The sequence below is a fragment of the Pseudomonas sp. AC083 genome (genome assembly GCF_979253165.1).
This window is the reverse complement of the sequence record NZ_CEEDDH010000015.1, coordinates 62,918-82,178: the sequence shown is the minus strand read 5'-3', so window position 1 is coordinate 82,178 and position 19,261 is coordinate 62,918. Positions and strand designations below refer to the sequence as shown.

The following is a 19,261-nucleotide window of genomic DNA, read 5'->3' as shown; positions in this document are numbered from 1 at the left end:
AGGCTCTTCATTAGCGATGGGCGCTAGGTGCGGCTAGTGCACGGGCGGTGGCGACATCCGCATTGATCGCCGTTTTCAATGCCTCCAGAGAGGCGAAGCGCTGCTCTTCACGCAGCTTTTGGTGGAAAACCACCGTCAAACGCCGGTCATACAGATCGCCGGCAAAATCTAACAGATGGACCTCGAGGTGGGCTTTGCCATCCCCTTGCACCGTAGGGCGCACGCCAATATTGGCGACACCGGGCCAGGTCTTGTCGTCGATGTCGACATTCACCAGATAGACCCCGGTGAACGGCACGCGACGACGCTTGAGTTGAATGTTGGCAGTGGGCGTGCCCAGTTGCCGGGCCAGTTTCTGCCCATGCAATACGCGACCGGCGATGCGGTACGGACGGCCGAGCAGGCGTTCGGCCAAGGCAAAATCGGCCGCAGCCAAGGCGTTGCGCACCTGCGTGCTGCTGACGCGAATGCCGTCCAGCTCAACGGTTTGCGCAGCTTCGACAGTGAAACCGTGAACCTGCCCGGCCTGCATCAGAAAATCGAAATCGCCGAGGCGGTCGCAACCGAAACGGAAATCGTCACCGACCTCCAGATGCTGCACGCCAAGGCCATCGACCAGAATGGTATCGACGAACTCACTGGCGCTGAGCTTGCTCAGCCGCTGGTTGAACGCCAGGCACAGCACCCGGTCGACGCCTTCAGCGGCCAGTAACTGCAGCTTGTCACGCAACCGCGCCAGACGCGCCGGAGCGGTGTCGGGGGCAAAGAACTCCCGTGGCTGCGGCTCGAAAATCACCACGCAGCTGGGTACGCCCAACTCGAGCGCACGCTCACGCAGCCGGGCCAGGATAGCCTGGTGACCACGGTGAACACCGTCAAAGTTGCCAATAGTGGCGACGCAGCCCCGATGCTGGGGGCGCAAGTTGTGGAGGCCTCGAACCAGCTGCATAACGCGCTTCTTGCTCATAAAGTGGTCGATTATAACCACACCCGACGGCCGACGACAGGCAACACCGTAACGCAAAGTGAACGAGCCGACAAAACCGCCGGCCCATGCCTGCTCATGAAGGCTGAAACCTCAGCTCAAGGCCTTGCGATTGAAGTCGCGCAGACGGAAACCCAGCAGCAGCAACATACCGAAATACGCCACCACACCGGCCACCACCAGCGCGCCGAGACGCAGGAAGCGCTCAAGCATATGCCCCTCATCCCACGCGGGCATGAAATGCATGCCCGCCAGCAACACCGCCGACATCACGGTCACCGCAACGACCAGCTTGAAGCCGAATTTGCCCCAGCCCGGCTGCGGTTGATACATCTTTTGCTTGCGCAGCTGATAGAACAGCAGCCCGGCGTTCAGGCAGGCACCGGCACTGATCGCCAAGGCAAGGCCGGCGTGGGCCAGTGGGCCGATCAACGCCAAGTTGAACAACTGCGTGCAGACCAGCGTGAAAATTGCGATTTTCACCGGGGTGCGAATGTTCTGTTGCGCATAAAAGCCCGGCGCCAGCACTTTGATCACGATAATCCCGAGCAGGCCGACCGAATAGGCAATCAGCGCACGCTGGGTCATCTCGGCATCAAAGCCACTGAACTGGCCGTACTGAAACAATGAAACAGTCAGCGGTTCAGCAAGAATCCCCAGCGCCAATGCGCACGGCAGCACCAACACAAAGCACAGGCGCAGCCCCCAATCGAGGATTCGCGAATACTCGTGGCGATCCTTGCTGGCATAGGTCTTGGCCAGCGTCGGCAGCAGAATCGTGCCGAGCGCTACGCCCAATACACCCGACGGCAACTCCATCAAGCGGTCGGCGTAGTACATCCAGGACACTGAACCTGCGACCAGAAACGAGGCGAAAATGGTGTTGATGATCAATGAAATCTGGCTCACCGAAACACCGAGAATCGCCGGCAGCATCTGCTTCATCACCCGCCAAACGCCGCTGTCGCGCAGGTTCAGGCGCGGCAGCACCAGCATGCCGATCTTTTTCAGGTGCGGCAGCTGATACAGCAACTGCGCCAGACCCCCGACCAACACCGCCCAGCCAAGGGCCATGACCGGCGGATCGAAATACGGCGTGAGGAACAGCGAAAACACGATCATGCTGACGTTGAGCAGAGTCGGTACGAAGGCCGGCACCGAGAAGCGGTTCCAAGTGTTGAGGATCGCGCCGGCCAGCGACGACAGCGAGATCAGCAATATATAAGGAAAGGTCACCCGCAACAGATCGGAGGTGAGCTGGAATTTCTCCGGGGTATCGGTAAAACCGGGCGCTGTGGCCCAGATCACCCAGGGCGCAGCGATCATGCCCAGCGCCGTCACCACCGCCAATACCAGCGTCAGCAGGCCCGACACATAGGCAATAAAGGTGCGCGTCGCCTCTTCGCCCTGCTGGCTTTTATATTCGGCAAGGATCGGCACGAACGCCTGGGAAAACGCCCCCTCGGCGAAAATGCGCCGCAGCAGGTTGGGCAGTTTGAACGCAATAAAGAAGGCATCCGTGGCCATCCCGGCGCCGAATGTCCGCGCGATCAGCGTGTCACGAACAAAACCCAGAATCCGGGAAAGCATCGTGATAGAGCTGACGGCGGCCAACGATTTGAGCAGATTCATTGAGAGAGTTTGTGCCTGTCGATAAACAGCAGGCGAACAATGCGCCTACTTGTGCGATACTCCGCGCCGCAACAGCACAGAGCCAAAGCTCGCGAGTTTACAGGTCAAGCGCCGGAAATAAATATCCCGCCTCTTTATACCTACCACTTAGCGGAACGATTCAAGTGCCCTTGACAAGACAAGTCTTCATCGGCATGATTCGCGGCCTATTTTGTTTGCTATTTCCTAAAAAGTCTTTCGAGGAGCTCGACGGTGGCCAACTCACCTTCCGCCAAAAAACGTGCAAAACAGGCTGAGAAGCGTCGCAGCCACAACGCCAGCCTGCGTTCCATGGTTCGTACCTACATCAAGAATGTAGTTAAGGCCATCGACGCAAAAGACGCTGAAAAAGCTCAAGCTGCATACGTTCTGGCTGTGCCAGTTATCGACCGTATGGCCGATAAAGGCATCATCCACAAGAACAAGGCTGCTCGTCATAAGAGCCGTCTGAATGGCCACGTCAAAGCGCTGAAAGAAGCCGCTTAATCGACGTAGTCATTAAAAAACCGACCTCAGGGTCGGTTTTTTATTGCCTGTGATTTAACAAGCTACAGGCAAAAAAGTGTGGGAGCGAGCCTGCTCGCGAATGCGATCTGCCAGTTGATATTTCTATCGACCGACATGACCTCTTCGCGAGCAGGCTCGCTCCCACAGTTCGGATTGGTGGCGCTTATTGCTGGACCGGCACCCACGGCAGGATCGGGATGGCCGTGACCGCATTCTGCGGACTGCCCTCGATCAAGCGATCGCTGTAGACCAAATACACCAGCGTGTTGCGCTTCTTGTCGAGGAAACGCACCACCTGCATGGTCTTGAACACCAGCGAAGTGCGCTCCTTGAACACCTCGTCGCCATCCTTCAGCTCACCCTTGAATTTGATCGGCCCGACCTGGCGACAAGCGATCGACGCCTCAGCACGATCCTCTGCCAGACCGAGACCACCCTTCACTCCACCGGTCTTGGCGCGTGACAGGTAGCAGGTCACGCCTTCGACTTTCGGATCGTCGAAGGCCTCGACCACGATCCGGTCATTCGGCCCGACGAACTTGAACACCGTCGACACCTGACCGATTTCCTCGGCCGAGGCCAGCAATGGCATGGCCATCAGCAGGCCCAATAATCCTTTCGCTACACGCATCGAATTTTCCTTAGACCAGAATCAGATTGTCACGGTGAACCAGTTCCGGCTCCGCCATGTAACCGAGCAAACCGACAATCGCATCCGACGACTGACCGATGATTTTTTGCGCTTCCAGGGCGCTGTAATTGGCCAGACCCCGAGCGATCTCCCGACCATCCGGCGCTACGCAGACGACCATCTCGCCACGACGGAAACTGCCTTGAACCAGTTTCACCCCCACCGGCAGCAGACTTTTGTTGCCCTTGGACAACGCCGACACCGCCCCCTCATCCAGCACCAGAGTGCCACGGGTTTGCAGATGCCCGGCCAGCCACTGCTTGCGCGCCGCGAGCATGCCGCGCTCCGGCGATAGCAGCGTGCCGATGCGCTCGCCCGCCTTGAGACGATCAAGCACACGTTCAAGGCGCCCGCCGACGATGATGGTGTGCGCACCGGAACGCGCTGCCAGGCGCGCTGCACGCAGTTTGGTCTGCATGCCGCCACGCCCCAGCGCACCGCCGGTACCGCCCGCAACCACATCCAGCGCCGGATCATCGGCGCGTGCTTCATAAATCAGCTGCGCATCGGGATTGTTGCGCGGATCGGCGTCGAACATGCCGTCGCGATCGGTAAGGATCACCAGCAGATCGGCCTCGACCAGATTGGCCACCAGCGCCGCCAGCGTGTCGTTGTCGCCGAAACGGATTTCATCGGTGACCACGGTGTCGTTTTCGTTGATCACCGGAATGACTTTCAGCTCGACCAGCGCACGTAAGGTACTGCGGGCGTTGAGGTAGCGCTTGCGATCGGAGAGGTCGTCGTGGGTCAGGAGAATCTGCGCAGTGTGCCGGCTATGCTCGGCGAAGCTCGACTCCCACGCCTGCACAAGCCCCATCTGACCGATTGCAGCGGCCGCCTGGAGCTCGTGCATGGCACTGGGTCGTGCGGTCCAGCCCAAGCGACTCATGCCGGCCGCCACCGCCCCGGAGGACACCAGCACCAGCTCGACGCCCGCCTCATGCAGCGCCACCATCTGCTCGACCCAGACACTCATTGCCGCGCGATCCAGCCCTTTGCCGTCAGCTGTCAGCAAAGCGCTGCCGATCTTCACGACCCAACGCTGCGCACCTGTCACCTTGCTCCGCATCATCTTCAACCTTAGCTTGAGGGCAGCGCGACCTGGCTCTGCCCGTGACGTTAATCGTGGCGATTGCTGACCAACGATCGATTTCCGGATACTAAAACGCCGCTCGATTGAGCGGCGTTCAAGTTTATCGCAACGGATCAGTCACGCACGTAAATGATTTCCGGACCGTCTTCGTCATCCACATCTTCTTCGTCCCAGTCATCGTCGCCGATGTCATGCACCGACTTCACGCCACTGCGACGCAGGGCACGCTTGTCGTCCAGCGCCTGCAACTGCGCACGGGCTTCGTCTTCGATGCGCTGATCGAGATCGGCCAGTTCTTCCTTGTACGCAGGGTCTGCGGCGAGGCGATCGGCACGGTCTTCCATGTAGCGCATGATGTCATGGCACAGACGCTCGGTACCGATCTTGGCGATGGCCGAGATCACGTACACCGGACCGGTCCACTCCAGACGATCGACGATTTCCTTGACGCGAGCATCGTGCTCTTCTTCAAGGATCTGGTCGCACTTGTTCAGCACCAGCCAGCGATCACGCTCGGCCAGCGACGGGCTGAACTTGATCAGCTCGTTGACGATCACTTCAGCCGCGTCCGGAGCACTGGAATCATCCAGCGGCGCCATGTCGACGAGGTGCAGCAGCAAACGCGTACGCGCCAGGTGCTTGAGGAAGCGAATGCCCAGGCCGGCACCGTCGGAAGCGCCTTCGATCAGACCCGGAATGTCGGCAATGACGAAGCTCTTCCAGCGATCGACGCTGACCACACCCAGGTTCGGCACCAGCGTGGTGAACGGGTAGTCGGCGACTTTCGGCTTGGCCGCCGAGACCGAACGGATAAAGGTACTTTTACCGGCGTTCGGCAAGCCCAGCAGACCGACGTCGGCCAGCACTTTCATTTCCAGTTTCAGGTCACGCTGCTCGCCCGGCTTGCCTGGCGTGGTCTGACGCGGCGCACGGTTGGTACTGGATTTGAAACGGGTGTTGCCCAGACCGTGCCAGCCGCCCTGCACTACCATCAGTTTCTGACCGGCCTTGGTCAGGTCGCCGATGACTTCCTGAGTGGCAGAGTCGATCACGGTAGTGCCGACCGGCACGCGCAGGATCAGATCTTCGCCCTTCTTGCCGGTGCAGTCGGTGCTGCCGCCGTTGGAGCCACGCTCGGCATCGAAGTGACGGGTGTAACGGTAGTCGACCAGGGTGTTGAGGTTTTCGTCGGCCATCATGTAGATGGAACCGCCGTCACCGCCATCACCGCCGTTCGGGCCGCCGTTTTCAATGAATTTTTCCCGGCGGAAACTCATGGCACCGTTGCCACCGTCACCGGCCTTTACGCGAATCGATACTTCATCAACAAACTTCATAACCAACGCCTCTCGCCGTACGGACGAGCCGAAAAACAATCAAGACATAAGACTCTTGCAAAAATGAGCGCAGCGACCCCAAGACACGACCTGCATCGCACGCCGACAGCCCATACAAACAGCTTTGCAAGAGACTCACCCCACAAACGAAAAAGCCCCGTCGCAAGACAGGGCTTCTCCAGCGATCTCGCGATTAAGCCGCGATTACGCTCACGTAACGACGACCGAAGGCGCCCTTTACTTCGAACTTGATCACGCCTTCGATTTTAGCGAAGAGAGTGTGATCCTTGCCCATGCCAACGCCGTAGCCAGCGTGGAATTGGGTGCCGCGCTGACGCACGATGATGTTGCCGGCCTTGATGACCTGGCCGCCATACATCTTCACGCCAAGGCGTTTGGCTTCTGAGTCGCGACCGTTACGGGTACTACCACCAGCTTTTTTGTGTGCCATGAGTTCAATTCTCCTAGTGAGGAATTAGGCTGTAATTAAGCCTGAATACCGGTGATTTTGATCTCGGTGAACCACTGGCGGTGGCCCATACGCTTCATGTGGTGCTTACGGCGACGGAACTTGATGATGCGGACTTTATCGTGACGACCTTGGGAGATCACTTCAGCCTTGACGGTTGCGCCAGCAACAACTGGTGCGCCGATGTTCACGTCGTCGCCGTTGGCGACCAGCAGAACGCGATCAAAAGTCACGGATTCGCCAGTAGCGATTTCCAGTTTTTCGATCTTCAGGTATTCACCTTCAGCGACCTTGTATTGCTTACCGCCGGTAACGATTACTGCGTACATGGTATTTCTCCGATAATCCTGCTCACCCAGCTCTTTATAAGAAGAGGTATTGGCTGGCATGGCTGCATGGGGCTGGAACGGCCCAAGTGCAATTGCGTAAGGCAGGTGCTGCCCAGGAAGTTCAGGGTGCGCGATTGTACGCAAGCAATCTGCCTCGCGCAAGTGGCCGACAGGCACTGTGAAAGCGTCGCGAGCGAAGGCAAGACAAGGAAAAAACAGGCGAGGAAGCGGAGTTTACGGGTTGTAAATGAGCATTCCGAGCCTGTTTTTGACGCAGGATTGCCGAGCGCAGCAGCTTTCACAGTGCCTGATCGTGCCTTGACAGGTCTGGGTGGGGGTCCTAGCATGCCGCGCAACCCTTCTGGAGCGACTCTCGCTGATGCAACCCCAAGCTTTCTACCGCGCGGTGGCGGACGATTTTAGCGCCGTCGACGGCATCATCAAGAAGCAGCTGACGTCTCGAGTGCCGCTGGTATCGAAAATCGGCGATTACATCACGTCGGCCGGCGGCAAACGCCTGCGTCCTTTATTAGTGTTGCTGTGTGGCAAGGCCCTGGGTCGCGAAGGCGACGACATGCGCCTGCTGGCCGCCACCATCGAATTCCTGCACACCGCGACCCTGCTGCATGACGACGTCGTCGATATGTCCGGCATGCGCCGTGGCCGCTCGACCGCCAACGCCATGTGGGGCAATGCCCCGAGCGTGCTGGTCGGCGACTTCCTGTATTCGCGCTCGTTCGAAATGATGGTCGAACTGGGCTCGATGCCGGTGATGAAGATTTTGTCTCAAGCCACGCGGATCATCGCTGAAGGCGAAGTGTTGCAGCTGTCCAAGGTGCGTGACGCCAGCACCAGCGAAGAAACCTACATGGAAGTCATCCGCGGCAAGACCGCGATGCTCTTCGAAGCCTCGACCCACAGCGCCGCCGCCCTGGCTGGCGCGACCGCCGAGCAGAGCGAAGCCCTGCGCACGTTCGGCGATCACCTGGGTGTGGCGTTCCAGCTGGTTGATGACCTGCTCGATTACAAAGGCGACGCGGAAACCCTGGGCAAGAACGTCGGCGACGATCTGGCCGAAGGCAAGCCAACCCTGCCGCTGATCTACACCATGCGCGAAGGTACGGCCGAACAGGCGGCACTGGTGCGTCAGGCGATCCAGAAAGGCGGGATCGAAGACCTGGAAAGCATCCGCATCGCCGTCGAAGCGTCCGGCTCGCTGGAGTACACCGCGCAGCTGGCCCGCGATTACGTGGCACGCGCGATCAAGTGCCTCGAGGCGCTGCCCGCTAGCGAATACCGAGATGCGCTGGTGGAACTGAGCGAGTTCGCGGTCGCCCGCACGCACTGATATTGCTGAAACAAGATCAAAAGATCGCAGCCTTCGGCAGCTCCTACGGGGGTTGTCGAAGCTGCGATCTTTTGCTTTTGCCTGCCTGAAAAGCTAAAACCCTATACAATGTGCGCCCTTTAGCCCTCCTGATACCTAAGGAACCTTAGTGAGCACGTTGCCACCCTGCCCGAAATGCAATTCCGAATACACCTACGAAGACGGCACCCAACTGGTCTGCCCCGAGTGCGCCCACGAGTGGTCTGCCAGCGGCGAAGCCGAAGTGGCGGCTGATGATGCCGTGAAGAAAGATTCGGTCGGCAACGTCCTGCAGGACGGCGACACCATCACCGTGATCAAGGACCTCAAGGTCAAAGGCACGTCGCTGGTGGTCAAGGTCGGCACCAAGGTCAAGAACATCCGCCTGTGCGATGGCGACCACGACATCGACTGCAAGATCGACGGCATCGGCCCAATGAAGCTCAAATCCGAGTTCGTCAGAAAAGTCTGAGCCTTGCGTCATCCATCCTGCGCCAGCCGTGGGATGGAGCTTTGCCCTCCCCGCTTCAGCTCAATGAATCCGCGCATGGCCATCAGCCAGCCATTTTGACCTGACACAACCTTTACCCGGAAAACTCCACGATCCGCCAATAGGCACTTGCTATTTGATGAATAAGAATTATTCTCATTGAAACCTTTCAAGGAGATGAACCCCATGACTTATTTGATCGACGCCTGGCTGGATCGCCCACACCCGTACCTCAGAATCCTCCATCGGGAAACCGGCGAAGTCTGTGCGGTGCTTGAAGAAGAAGCGTTGCATGAGCTGCAGGATCAAGGCGATCTGGACGTCAGCAGCCTCAATTCCAGCGAGCCGCTGGTGCTCAAGGAGCTGGTGCGCAATCTGTTCCTGTTCTGCTATGCCCGGGCGTTGCGCCCGACCAATGAGCTGCACAACAAGATCGAAATATGAGCAGCATTAAAAAAACCTGTGGGAGCGAGCTTGCTCGCGAAAGCGATAAATCAGTCAACGAATGAGTCGACTGAAAAACCGCCTTCGCGAGCGAGCTCGCTCCCACATTTTTCAGCCCGCCATCAAGGCAGGCTCGGTTTTACAGAACGTCCAGCAGCTCGACGTCGAACACCAGAACGCTGTGCGGCGGGATGCTGCCCACGCCTTGCGCGCCGTAAGCCAGTTCGCTCGGCACGTACAGGCGCCATTTGCTGCCGGCATTCATCAGTTGCAGGGCTTCGGTCCAGCCAGCGATCACGCCGCCAACCGGGAATTCTGCAGGCTGGCCGCGCTCGTAGGAGCTGTCGAACACAGTGCCGTCGATCAGGGTGCCGTGGTAATGCGTACGCACCTGGTCTTCACGGGTCGGCTTGGCGCCATCGCCCTGAGTCAGTACTTCGAATTGCAGGCCGGAAGCCAGGGTGGTGATGCCGTCACGCTTGGCGTTTTCGGCGAGGAAGGCCAGGCCTTCGCCAGCCGCAGCTTCAGCCTTGGCAGCTGCTTCGGCTTGCATGATCTCGCGGATCACTTTGAAGCTGGCGGACATTTCTTCCTGGCCAACACGGCTTGGCTTGCCGGCGAAAGCGTCGGTCAGACCGGCCAGGATCGCGTCTAGGCTGACACCCGGTGGCGGGTTATCGCGCAGCTGGTCGCCGAGTTGACGGCCGATACCGTAGCTGACGCGGGTTTCGTCGGTGGACAGATTTACTTCGGACATGACACTGCTCCGCTGTGCGGACGGCCACAGGACTTGCCGTGCGTGCACAGCGCGTCCCGGCGCGCCCGGAACCAAAAGGGCGAGCAGACTAGCACAGATACCCCGGACTTGGGGCCGAGGCTACAGGGCCGAGCGCCAGGCGAGCGGCACTTTCAGGCTTTCATCGAGGTCAGCGACCAGCCCGCACATTTCGTCATGGACTGAGGTGTGCACAAGGTTGAATGGCAGCACCGGGAAGGCATGCAGCAGATCCCGCGCGTGCTCCACTGAGCGCAGCGTCAGCATATTGCCCTTGAGATCGCTCAACGGATACTCCGTCCCATGCATCCTCGCTTCCAACAGGTAAATGCCTCCTTCCATGGAGATCAGGTTCAACTCGTCGACCTTTTTGGCAACAGCAAACGCGTTCAACTCTTGCAGGTTCATGGAAGCACCTCACACCGTGGCGAATCGCACCGTTACAGGCATAGGCCGCTGCGCTTGAAAGCACAAGCCACAAACGAAACCGCCCGTCTGTTTCGCAACAGACGGGCGGTTTTTTTGCCTTGATCGGCTGATCAGTGCTTGGTGACCTTGTCCAGGTAACCCATGGCAAACGCGGACACCACAAAAGTCATGTGAATGATCACGTACCACATCAGATGCTCGGGATCGACGTTCTTGGCATCCATGAAGATGCGCAGCAGGTGGATCGAAGAAATCGCCACGATCGACGCCGCGACTTTCATCTTCAGCGACGACGAGTCCATGGTGCCCAGCCAGCTGAGCTTCTCTTTGCCTTCGTCGATGTCCAGTTGCGAGACGAAGTTCTCGTAGCCGGAAATCATCACCATCACCAGCAGACCACCCACCAGCGCCATGTCGATCAGCGACAGCAGCACCAAGATCAGATCCGATTCAGCCATGGCGAAGACGTTGGGCAGGATATGGATGATTTCCTGGAAGAACTTCAATGCCAGCGCCAGCAGACCGAGGGACAGGCCGATGTAGATCGGCGCCAGCAGCCAGCGGGTGGCGTACATTGCATTTTCGATAAAGCGTTCCATTGACTCTCACACAAGGGGCTGGAAATGGCGGCGAGTATAACAGCCCGCTGTGACAGCCAGAAACCGCCGGAAAATCCGCCACCTGCGTGTGTGTGACAAAGTTTTTCTGCTAGTGTCCAAAGCATTGACAGCCCAATGACAGTGGACAGGACGCGTGGAAATGGATGTGCGATCAGCCTTGACGACTGCCGGTATCTGCCTCGCCTTGCTCATCGGCGGTTGCTCGCCCGGCGATGAAAAACAAGTCGCCAACCTCGACGAAAAGACCGCCACCTTCGAACAGTCACTGGACACGATCAGCGATCCCAAGCTCAAGGACGCCATCACCGAACTCGGCGGTTCGCTGCTGTTGCTCGAACGCGCCCGGCTCAAGCTCGACGACATCGCGCCGCACACCGAATACGGCGCAGACGCCCTCGCCGTGCTCAAGCACTACCCTACCCCGCAAGCGCTGGTCGATACCTTCATCAACGGTCTGTTCGTGCTGCACAAGGACGCCAGCTCGGATTACCTGACCGATCTGCAACCGGTATTCCCGTTCAACCTGAACATTCCCGGCGGGTTCCTGTTTCCGCACGGCATCGAATGGCATTCGGTGACGCTGAGCAACAAACGCGTGATCGCCTGGCAGCCGGAGTGGTCGGAAACCGACCCGGGCATTCAACTCAGCCCGTCCAGCTCCAACGTGACCAACCCCGATGACCTGACGGTGACCTACCCGTTCATCGATGGCCTCAACGTCGACAAGAAAACCCTGCCACAACCGGTCAGCCTGCAAGGCCAGGTCGAAGTCATCGCGCCGCGTCGCCTGTACAGTTTCGACCTGACGCAGAAAGACGTCGGCCAGACTCGCACGAACGACAACCTCAGCGTCAAACTGCTCAAGCTGGAAAAGAACTATGCCGAGGTCGAAGTCAGCAACAGCCTGCCGCTGGCGGCAGAAGTCGCCGAAACCCGGATCAATCCGCTGATCGTCCAGGCCCGCGACGCCAGCGGCCAATACCTGGTGCGCGCCGGTTCGATCAACGAAAGCCCAGAGCAGGTCGCGTTTTACCAGAAACAACTCACGCAGTTACAGAAGCAGAAGAGCTGGAGCGACACCCTGGAAAAACAGCTCAGCGACGACCAGCAAGCCTTCGAGAAAGACCACCCGCGTCGCTACAACAAGGTGTATTTCCACGGCCCGATCGAGACACTGGAAGTCAGCGTGCTCGACTTCTCCTCGGCGACGGTGACGCGCAAATCCCTGGATCTGCCGGTGCGCACCTTCAATCCGCACACCACGGCCAAAGCCGTGCAGCCGCTGGACCTGCCCGTGGTGGTGTATGACGATCTCGCCGCCAACTGGCTCAAAGGCGCGGACCTGACTGAGCAACAATTGAAGGCCGGCGTGCGCATTCATCAATCGGTGGAAGAGCCGAGCGCGGCGCGTATCGAGTTTTCCCACCGCCGCACCTTCAATGACGAATTGCTTGGCGACGAACTCAACCCCGGCGTCAGTCCCGTGACCTTCTTCACGGAAAAGCGCGGCGGCAAACTCGACGAGCCGATCGAACTGCCGCCCGAGGCGTACCAGGTCGATCCGCTGCAAGCGACGATTACTTATGATCTGAACTTGTTTCCGGAAACCCCGGCGATTGCCGTGGGCTCGATGCCGTTGTTCCTGGCCACGGTGGCGAAGCAATCCTACGACGCGCAGTCATTGCCCAAAGGCCTGGCGATCAAGGACAACACGCTGGTGGTCGACCTGAAAACCTTCCCGGCCAACGAATGGCGTTTCTTCGTCAAGGACGACAGTGGCCATTACCTCAAGCAGATTCTTTCGGTCAGCCACGACGCCAGCACCGAAGGCCCGGCGCTACTCGGCGTGCACTACTTTTATGGTCGCCCGACTCGCGTGGAGACCTATCAGCGCACCGACCTCGCCACCGTGCAATACGGTTTTGAGGTCAAGCTCGAAAAGGCGCAGGTCGACCAGTCAGCACCTTAACCGTTGAGGCTGCGCCCACGGCCGCCGTTGATCTGCCGCAACTGCGCTTGCAAGTGCAGGCTCCAGATCTGCGGATCATCGGCCAGTTCGTAACCATGCAGGGTCAGGCTTTCAACGATGGTGTCGAGAATCGACTCGGCCGCCACCGGGCCGTGGAACGGGCCTTGGGCTTTGATCGCGGAAGGTTGTTCGCCGGCCATGCCGGCCGCGAAGAGCAGCGTCCACATGCCGTTGTCGCCGGCCAGCGGCTTGACGGCGCATTCGATCCGGGTCACCAGACCCAGGCATTGACGGGTGAGACAGAGGTTGCGCGACATGGCGGCGACCCTCGGTAAAGCCGGTATTCAGCCCCCACGGGAGGACTGGCTCGATCCAGTGATACTGTCGATATCCTTGACCTGAGAATAGAAGAAAAGTGTCCCGCGCAAGCCAAATGGAACCAGAAGGCGCCGAATGGTCATTGTGTGAATATTGGCGTCAGAGTAGTGGCACATTCCCCGAAGATCCCCGCAGAGATCAATCTGGAAAAGAAATTGTGGGAGCGAGCCTGCTCGCGAAGACGATGGATCAGCCAACTCATTCGTCGACTGATACAGCGCTTTCGCGAGCAGGCTCGCTCCCACAGGGTCTGGCGTGAACTGATCAGGCCGGTTTGGCTTCGGCGAGAGCCTCCTGCGCCAGTTCCTTCTCGGCCTCTTTCAGGTCCTCTTCGCTGATCATCTCGGCGATATCGCGCAGGCGCTCGACCACTCGGGCATTGATGCTGCCTTCGGGGAATTCGCCATCGGCGTTCGGCTCCCCGGCCGGCTCGCCCACCAGCAGGCTCAACGCCTCATCGGCCTGACGCACCGCATACACGTGGAACTGCCCGGCGCGCACGGCGGCGAGGACTTTTTCATCGAGCATCAAAGTGGCGACGTTGGCCTGGGGAATGATCGCGCCCTGCTCGCCGGTCAGGCCGCGCGCTTCGCAGAGGCGGAAGAAGCCTTCGATCTTCTCGTTGACCCCGCCGACTGCCTGCACTTCGCCGAACTGGTTGATCGAACCGGTGATGGCAAAACATTGCTTGAGCGGGGTTTTCGACAGCGCCGAAATCAGCGTGCACGCCTCGCCCAGCGATGCGCTGTCGCCGTCGACGTAACCGTACGACTGTTCCAGCGCAATGCTCGCCGAGATCGCCAGCGGAAATTCCTGGGCGTAACGGCTGCCCAGATAACCGGTGAGGATCATCACGCCTTTGGAGTGAATCGGCTGGCCGAGGTTGACCTCACGCTCGATGTCGACGATGCCGCTGCCGCCCGGGTAGACCGTGGCGGAAATCCGCGCCGGCACGCCGAACGCCGAATCGCCGACCTCCAGCACCGTCAGCCCGTTACACTTGCCGACTGCCGCGCCATCGGTGTCGATGAGGATGATCCCGGCGAGCATGTCGTCGAGAATCCGCGCCGAGACCCGCCCGGTGCGGGTGGCCTTGGCTTTCAGGGCGCGTTCGATATGGCCTGCGTCGGTCATTTCATCGCCGGCCAGATGGCGAATGAAATCCGCCTCGCTGACCAGTTGGAACAGATCGCCAATGCGCGCCGACAAGCGCCCCTGATGCTCGGCCAGCCGTGCGCTGTAGGTCGCCAGCCGCGCCACCGCATCGGCGGTCAGCGGCGCCATGCCTTCTTCCGAAGTACGGGTTTTCAGGAGCTGGGCGAACTGCTCGAGGCTTTCGTCGACCATCGGGATGTCTTCGTCGAAGTCGACCAGAACGCGGAACATCTCCTGGAAGTCCGGATCGAGATCCTGCAGCGTGTAATACAGCTGCCGCGCACCGATGATGATGACTTTGACCTGCAGCGGAATGTGCTGCGGGTTCAGGGTCATGGTAGCGAAGCGGCCCATCTCGCCCAGCGGCGATTCCATTTTCAGTTTGCGCGATTGCAGGGCGCGTTTGAGCGCATCCCACACGAACGGCTCGCTGAGCATTTTTTCCGCTTCGAGAATCAGGAAACCGCCATTGGCGCGGTGCAGCGCACCCGGACGCAACTGCCGGTAAGTGGTGTAGAGCGCGCCCTGATCGGTCGTGTACTCGATGCGGCCGAACAGGTTTTCGTAGGTCGGATGCGGTTCGAACGCCACCGGTGCACCGCCGCTGGCCGGATGCCCGACCACCAGGCTCGGTGCGTATTGTTCTTCCAGCAACTTGCGCGCGACGGCGTCGGTCTTGCTGTCGTCGACCAGTTGTTCGACCACGGTTTTCAGCAGGTAGACCTGCATCGCTTGCAGGTAACCGCAGACCCCGGCGTTCTCTGCGTACTTCTCCGACAGCGGCGCCAGCAACGGCTGCAAGGCCAGGGTGATGGTTTCTTCGTTGAGCGAACGCAGTTGATTGTTCGACTCGCGCTTCCACTGCGGCAGGCTGGCTAGTTCTTCGTTCAGGCGCTCTTCGAGGCCGGAAATGTCATCGTGAAAACGCTCGCGCTCGGCTTCCGGCAACTGCGCGAATTCGGCTTCGTCCAGGGCCTTGCCGTCGAGCATCGGGGTGAAGGCGATATTGCTGCTGTCGCGGTACAGGGCGACGTCTTTTTCCAGAGCCAGGCGCTCGATGATGTCCAGCGCCTTGTCGTAGCGCTGGTTGAAGGCGCGGTCGATGGCGCTTTTTTTCTGCTGGTAGGACGGGTGTTCGAAAACCGCCGGAAAAGTCGCCAGCAGGTTGTCGATCAGGCCGTTGATGTCGCCGATGAACGAGGCCGCCGTGCCCGATGGCAGCTCCAGTGCGCGCGGTTCGCGCGGCTCATCGAAGTTGTTGACGTAGACCCAGTCCGCCGGGGTCTGCAGGCGCTTGCCTTCGGCTTTCAGGTAGCGTTTGACGAACGAGAAACGGCCGGTGCCGGGCTCGCCCATGACGAATACGTTGTAACCGGGGCGTGGCATCGCCACACCGAACTGCAAGGCTTCGACCGCGCGTTCCTGGCCGAGCACACCGCGAAAGGGCTCCAGATCATTGGTGCTAGTGAAGCTGAACTGTTCAGCGGAAAACGGACGAGTCAGCGCTTCGGGCGCAAGACGCAGGCTGGCAGCAACAGGATCAGGCATCGGGCTTCCTTAACAATCAGGCGGGGCAGGTAGCGGCATTCTGGCGCTGCCCGTGCCCCACTGGCAAGGCGCGCCACATGACAAAGCATAGACAAGCGCGCGGCCGGCCGACGCGTCCCGATAAATCAGAGGTTTATTCCAAATATTTTGCAAAAAGTCACGGAACCGCTGGAACGTGCCTAAACTCCAAACTGCGCGGCTGGAACTAATACCGGCCCACTGACACTTTCGGCTTTGTCCTCGGGCAGAGCGCGAAGGGCCAGAACCCTGTCCATTGGTATGCACATAAAGAGAACAAAGCTATGAAACGGATTCTTCTCGGTACTCTCTTCACCGCTGTATCCATCAACGCAATGGCGCAAGCCCCGGGCGGCCCGGATTGCGGTTGGGGCAACATGCTGTTCGAAGGTCAGCGTGGCACCCCGGCGCACTTCCTTGCTTCCACCACCAACGGCACTTCCGGTAACGCTACCTTCGGTATGACCTCCGGTACCAACGGCTGCTCGACCAACGCGTCCCTGACTTATGGCGGCAAATCCTGGTTCGCCATGAATGGCATGATGAACGAGCTGTCCGAAGACATGGCCAAAGGCAACGGCGAAGCGCTGACCACTTATGCCGTGGTCCTGGGCGTAGCACCGGAAGATCGCGCGCACTTCGCGCAAGTGACCCACGAGCACTTCCAGCAGATCTTCAGCAAAGCTGACGTGACCGCTGAAGACGTGCATACCAACACCCTGGCAGTACTGAAATCGGACCCACGTCTGGCCAAGTACGCAACTCAGGCTTAAGCTCGACCCCGCCCGCTTCCTTCGGGAAGCGGGTTTTATTTTGAATACGGTCTGTAGCGAGGGGATTTTCCCCGTTCGGCTGCGAAGCAGTCGTAAAACCTGTGCATGCGATGTATCCGATGCATTGGTGACACAGCTTATGGGGCCGCTTCGCAGCCCAGCGGGGATAAATCCCCTCGCCACAGGGTGCAGTGATTACCCCCGATCCGGGATTTGTTTTCTTTCGACTTAAGTTGCCACCTATGCTCAAACGCCTTGCCTGGCTGGCGCTCTGTGTCTGCGCCCCGCTGTCCGCCGCGCCTCACATCGATCCTCAACGTTTGCAGCAACTGGCCAACGACCGCTTCTGGATTTCCCTCGGTCATTACGAAACCGCCAAACTCGGCGGCTGGCGCAGCTATGTCAGCGACAAGAAGTTCTTTCTCGCGCCCGACGGCAACGAGCATCCGGACCGCGAACTGGCCGCCACCGTGCAGGCGTTGTACGCCCCGGCCAGTCTCGGCGAACAACACGCACAATGCGTCTACCCGGCGCGTACACGCTGGCTGAAAGCGCAGCTCAATCTCGCCGACCTGCCAGCGCCGGAATGCGCCGAATACAAGCAATGGTTCAAGGACGTCTCGCCGCACAGCGCGGTGATGATTTTCCCGGCGGCGTATCTCAACAGCCCGTCGTCGATGTTCGGCCACACCCTGCTGCGCATCGATCAGGCGGACGTGCAGGCCGACAAGACTTCGCTGCTCAGCTACGCGATCAACTTCGGTGCCTACATCGAAGGCTCGGACAACAGCATTCTGTATGCCTGGAAAGGCTTGATGGGCGGCTACCCGGGGCTGTTCGCGCTGGTGCCGTATCAGGAAAAACTCTCGGAATACCGCAGCCTGGAAAACCGCGATCTGTGGGAATACCGCCTCAATCTGACTCAGGAAGAAACCGCACGCATGGTCGAACATGTGTGGGAGCTCAAGCAGATCCAGTTCGACTATTTCTTCTTCGACGAAAACTGCTCGTATCGCTTGCTGGAGCTGCTGCAAGTGGCGCGGCCGAGCCTGCGCCTGACCGAACAATTCCCACTGACCGCGATCCCGACCGACACTGTCAAAGCGGTGAAAGAGGCCGGGCTGGTCGAGCACATCGAATATCGCCCGTCCCGCGAACGTGAACTGCTCAGCCGCGCCGAGCCTTTGAGCGATGACGAACAGCAATGGGTGCTGAAAGTCAGCGCCGATCAAAAAGTCCTGCAAGAGCCAACGTTCAAAGCGCTGCCGCGCGCGCGTCAGGCGTTGATCGTTGACGCTGCCTATCGTCTGGAGCGCTACCGCGCCAACGGTCAGGAGCGCGACCCGCAACGAGCGCAGCGCAGTTTCGAACTGCTGCGGGCGATCAACAAGAACCCGGCGCCGGAGCTGGAAATTCCGCAACCCGGTCTGCCCGAAGATGGCCACGAGTCCCGCACCTGGCAGGCAGGCCTCGGTACGCGCGGCGATCGCGCGTTCGGCGAATATGGCCTGCGCATGGCTTATCACGACCTCAATGACAACGCCGAAAGCTTTCCTCTCGGCGCGCAGATTGAGATCCTGCAACTGAAGCTGCGCCAATACGAAGGCAATGACTGGCAGCTACAGCAACTGGATCTGGCGACCATTCGTTCGCTGACACCGCGCAACGAGCTGCTGCAACCATTGTCGTGGCAAGTCACCGGTGGCCTTGAGCGCGTGCCGGGCAAGCATGACGACGAAACGCTGGTCAGCCATGTCAACGGTGGCGGCGGCGGCACGTGGCAGTTGGGCGAAGACGTGCTCGGCTTTGCGCTGGGCACGGTGCGCGTGGAACACAACAATGACTTCGCCGAGTTTGTTTCCCCGGCCGGTGGCTTCAACACCGGCGTGCTGTGGAAAAACCCGCTGGGCAATCTGAGCCTGGAGGCCAAGGGCGACTACTTCTTCAACGGCGAAGTACGCCGCAGCCTGAGCCTGAATCAGCAGTGGGAGCTGTCGCGCAACCTCGGTTTGCGCTTGAGCGCGCAACGTGAATTCAGCCAGCTCGCCAGCCCGGAAACGGAAGTCATGCTTGAAGTGAAGTGGTATCACTACTGATCCCGAGCCTGTGTAAATCTCCCTGTGGGAGCGAGCCTGCTCGCGAAAGCGGTGGGTCAGTCAATATTAGTGTTGCCTGACACGACGCCTTCGCGAGCAGGCTCGCTCCCACAGGGGC

The 19,261-nt window shown here is 59.6% G+C and carries 19 protein-coding genes; 7 read left to right on the top strand and 12 right to left on the bottom strand.

The genetic code is table 11. The features are described from left to right. Positions 1-10: 10 nt before the first annotated feature. Positions 11-949, bottom strand: coding sequence for a bifunctional riboflavin kinase/FAD synthetase (gene ribF, locus AC0IXA_RS20385; protein WP_341639220.1), 939 nt, complete (start codon positions 947-949; stop codon positions 11-13). Between the two features lie 129 nt (positions 950-1,078). Then, a complete protein-coding gene (murJ, locus tag AC0IXA_RS20380) occupies positions 1,079-2,617 on the bottom strand; it encodes a murein biosynthesis integral membrane protein MurJ (RefSeq protein ID WP_016773124.1) in 1,539 nt (512 codons plus the stop codon). Positions 2,618-2,869: 252 nt separating this feature from the next. Between murJ and rpsT the strand changes: the two genes are divergently transcribed. Beyond that, complete coding sequence (rpsT, locus tag AC0IXA_RS20375; RefSeq protein WP_003228351.1) at positions 2,870-3,142, top strand: 30S ribosomal protein S20; 273 nt, start codon at positions 2,870-2,872, stop codon at positions 3,140-3,142. A 184-nt stretch (positions 3,143-3,326) separates the two neighbouring features. Here rpsT and AC0IXA_RS20370 read toward each other — a convergent pair whose 3' ends face one another. The 5 genes from AC0IXA_RS20370 to rplU all read right to left on the bottom strand — a co-directional run bounded on the left by AC0IXA_RS20370 (position 3,327) and on the right by rplU (position 7,082). After that, positions 3,327-3,794 (bottom strand): CreA family protein, encoded by a 468-nt coding sequence (locus AC0IXA_RS20370; protein WP_039761698.1) that lies wholly within the window; start codon positions 3,792-3,794, stop codon positions 3,327-3,329. Positions 3,795-3,804: 10 nt separating this feature from the next. Further along, positions 3,805-4,923, bottom strand: a complete 1,119-nt coding sequence (proB, locus tag AC0IXA_RS20365; protein WP_471814397.1) for a glutamate 5-kinase — start codon at positions 4,921-4,923, stop codon at positions 3,805-3,807. A 137-nt stretch (positions 4,924-5,060) separates the two neighbouring features. Beyond that, the gene (cgtA, locus tag AC0IXA_RS20360) at positions 5,061-6,284 is read right to left on the bottom strand and encodes an Obg family GTPase CgtA (protein ID WP_016773122.1); all 1,224 of its coding nucleotides are present in this window, start codon (positions 6,282-6,284) and stop codon (positions 5,061-5,063) included. Positions 6,285-6,477: 193 nt separating this feature from the next. Further along, positions 6,478-6,735, bottom strand: coding sequence for a 50S ribosomal protein L27 (rpmA, locus tag AC0IXA_RS20355; RefSeq protein WP_016773121.1), 258 nt, complete (start codon positions 6,733-6,735; stop codon positions 6,478-6,480). A 35-nt stretch (positions 6,736-6,770) separates the two neighbouring features. Then, the gene (rplU, locus tag AC0IXA_RS20350) at positions 6,771-7,082 is read right to left on the bottom strand and encodes a 50S ribosomal protein L21 (RefSeq protein WP_007924746.1); all 312 of its coding nucleotides are present in this window, start codon (positions 7,080-7,082) and stop codon (positions 6,771-6,773) included. Between the two features lie 379 nt (positions 7,083-7,461). On the opposite strand from rplU, the gene AC0IXA_RS20345 reads away from it, so the two are divergent. From AC0IXA_RS20345 to AC0IXA_RS20335, 3 genes are all read left to right on the top strand, one after another. Further along, entirely contained in the window at positions 7,462-8,430 is a 969-nt protein-coding gene (locus AC0IXA_RS20345; protein ID WP_016773120.1) for a polyprenyl synthetase family protein, read from the top strand. Between the two features lie 148 nt (positions 8,431-8,578). Further along, positions 8,579-8,920, top strand: coding sequence for a zinc ribbon domain-containing protein YjdM (locus AC0IXA_RS20340; RefSeq protein WP_016773119.1), 342 nt, complete (start codon positions 8,579-8,581; stop codon positions 8,918-8,920). Positions 8,921-9,124: 204 nt separating this feature from the next. Next, positions 9,125-9,382, top strand: a complete 258-nt coding sequence (locus AC0IXA_RS20335; protein ID WP_016773118.1) for a PA4570 family protein — start codon at positions 9,125-9,127, stop codon at positions 9,380-9,382. 139 nt (positions 9,383-9,521) lie between these two features. Here the strand turns inward: AC0IXA_RS20335 and AC0IXA_RS20330 are convergent, their stop codons facing one another. The 3 genes from AC0IXA_RS20330 to AC0IXA_RS20320 form a co-directional block, all read right to left on the bottom strand. Further along, on the bottom strand, positions 9,522-10,139 hold the full coding sequence (locus tag AC0IXA_RS20330; protein WP_016773117.1) for an FKBP-type peptidyl-prolyl cis-trans isomerase: 618 nt from the start codon (positions 10,137-10,139) through the stop codon (positions 9,522-9,524). Positions 10,140-10,259: 120 nt separating this feature from the next. Beyond that, positions 10,260-10,565, bottom strand: coding sequence for a DUF6482 family protein (locus AC0IXA_RS20325; protein WP_471814396.1), 306 nt, complete (start codon positions 10,563-10,565; stop codon positions 10,260-10,262). Between the two features lie 131 nt (positions 10,566-10,696). Then, positions 10,697-11,185: a TIGR00645 family protein gene (locus AC0IXA_RS20320; RefSeq protein ID WP_016773116.1), complete on the bottom strand. Its 489-nt coding sequence runs from the start codon at positions 11,183-11,185 to the stop codon at positions 10,697-10,699. Between the two features lie 160 nt (positions 11,186-11,345). Between AC0IXA_RS20320 and AC0IXA_RS20315 the strand changes: the two genes are divergently transcribed. Next, a complete protein-coding gene (locus AC0IXA_RS20315; protein ID WP_471814395.1) occupies positions 11,346-13,175 on the top strand; it encodes a hypothetical protein in 1,830 nt (609 codons plus the stop codon). On the opposite strand, the gene AC0IXA_RS20310 is transcribed toward AC0IXA_RS20315, so the two are convergent. Together AC0IXA_RS20310 and AC0IXA_RS20305 are read right to left on the bottom strand one after the other, a co-directional pair. After that, complete coding sequence (locus AC0IXA_RS20310) at positions 13,172-13,492, bottom strand: PA4575 family protein (RefSeq protein WP_016773114.1); 321 nt, start codon at positions 13,490-13,492, stop codon at positions 13,172-13,174. The two genes, AC0IXA_RS20315 and AC0IXA_RS20310, sit on opposite strands and share 4 nt — an antisense overlap. Before the next feature lie 325 nt (positions 13,493-13,817). Next, positions 13,818-16,256, bottom strand: a complete 2,439-nt coding sequence (locus AC0IXA_RS20305; RefSeq protein ID WP_471814394.1) for a Lon protease family protein — start codon at positions 16,254-16,256, stop codon at positions 13,818-13,820. A 302-nt stretch (positions 16,257-16,558) separates the two neighbouring features. Here AC0IXA_RS20305 and AC0IXA_RS20300 point away from each other — a divergent pair, with 302 nt between their 5' ends. Both AC0IXA_RS20300 and AC0IXA_RS20295 read left to right on the top strand, forming a co-directional pair. Continuing rightward, complete coding sequence (locus AC0IXA_RS20300; RefSeq protein WP_016773112.1) at positions 16,559-17,047, top strand: DUF3015 domain-containing protein; 489 nt, start codon at positions 16,559-16,561, stop codon at positions 17,045-17,047. Positions 17,048-17,289: 242 nt separating this feature from the next. Beyond that, positions 17,290-19,143 carry an Lnb N-terminal periplasmic domain-containing protein gene (locus AC0IXA_RS20295; protein ID WP_024014368.1) on the top strand — a complete coding sequence of 618 codons (1,854 nt, stop codon included), beginning with the start codon at positions 17,290-17,292 and terminating at the stop codon, positions 19,141-19,143. Positions 19,144-19,261: the final 118 nt, after the last annotated feature.

Bases quoted from the DNA above. Each gene is read 5' to 3' on its own strand.
- murJ (WP_016773124.1), bottom strand. From the start codon at position 2,617: ATGAATCTGCTCAAATCGTTGGCCGCCGTCAGCTCTATCACGATGCTT.
- rpmA (WP_016773121.1), bottom strand. From the start codon at position 6,735: ATGGCACACAAAAAAGCTGGTGGTAGTACCCGTAACGGTCGCGACTCA.
- AC0IXA_RS20315 (WP_471814395.1), top strand. From the start codon at position 11,346: ATGGATGTGCGATCAGCCTTGACGACTGCCGGTATCTGCCTCGCCTTG.
- AC0IXA_RS20370 (WP_039761698.1), bottom strand. From the start codon at position 3,794: ATGCGTGTAGCGAAAGGATTATTGGGCCTGCTGATGGCCATGCCATTG.
- cgtA (WP_016773122.1), bottom strand. From the start codon at position 6,284: ATGAAGTTTGTTGATGAAGTATCGATTCGCGTAAAGGCCGGTGACGGT.
- proB (WP_471814397.1), bottom strand. From the start codon at position 4,923: ATGCGGAGCAAGGTGACAGGTGCGCAGCGTTGGGTCGTGAAGATCGGC.
- AC0IXA_RS20320 (WP_016773116.1), bottom strand. From the start codon at position 11,185: ATGGAACGCTTTATCGAAAATGCAATGTACGCCACCCGCTGGCTGCTG.
- AC0IXA_RS20330 (WP_016773117.1), bottom strand. From the start codon at position 10,139: ATGTCCGAAGTAAATCTGTCCACCGACGAAACCCGCGTCAGCTACGGT.
- AC0IXA_RS20310 (WP_016773114.1), bottom strand. From the start codon at position 13,492: ATGTCGCGCAACCTCTGTCTCACCCGTCAATGCCTGGGTCTGGTGACC.
- ribF (WP_341639220.1), bottom strand. From the start codon at position 949: ATGCAGCTGGTTCGAGGCCTCCACAACTTGCGCCCCCAGCATCGGGGC.
- AC0IXA_RS20335 (WP_016773118.1), top strand. From the start codon at position 9,125: ATGACTTATTTGATCGACGCCTGGCTGGATCGCCCACACCCGTACCTC.
- AC0IXA_RS20300 (WP_016773112.1), top strand. From the start codon at position 16,559: ATGAAACGGATTCTTCTCGGTACTCTCTTCACCGCTGTATCCATCAAC.
- AC0IXA_RS20345 (WP_016773120.1), top strand. From the start codon at position 7,462: ATGCAACCCCAAGCTTTCTACCGCGCGGTGGCGGACGATTTTAGCGCC.
- AC0IXA_RS20305 (WP_471814394.1), bottom strand. From the start codon at position 16,256: ATGCCTGATCCTGTTGCTGCCAGCCTGCGTCTTGCGCCCGAAGCGCTG.
- AC0IXA_RS20325 (WP_471814396.1), bottom strand. From the start codon at position 10,565: ATGAACCTGCAAGAGTTGAACGCGTTTGCTGTTGCCAAAAAGGTCGAC.
- rplU (WP_007924746.1), bottom strand. From the start codon at position 7,082: ATGTACGCAGTAATCGTTACCGGCGGTAAGCAATACAAGGTCGCTGAA.
- AC0IXA_RS20295 (WP_024014368.1), top strand. From the start codon at position 17,290: ATGCTCAAACGCCTTGCCTGGCTGGCGCTCTGTGTCTGCGCCCCGCTG.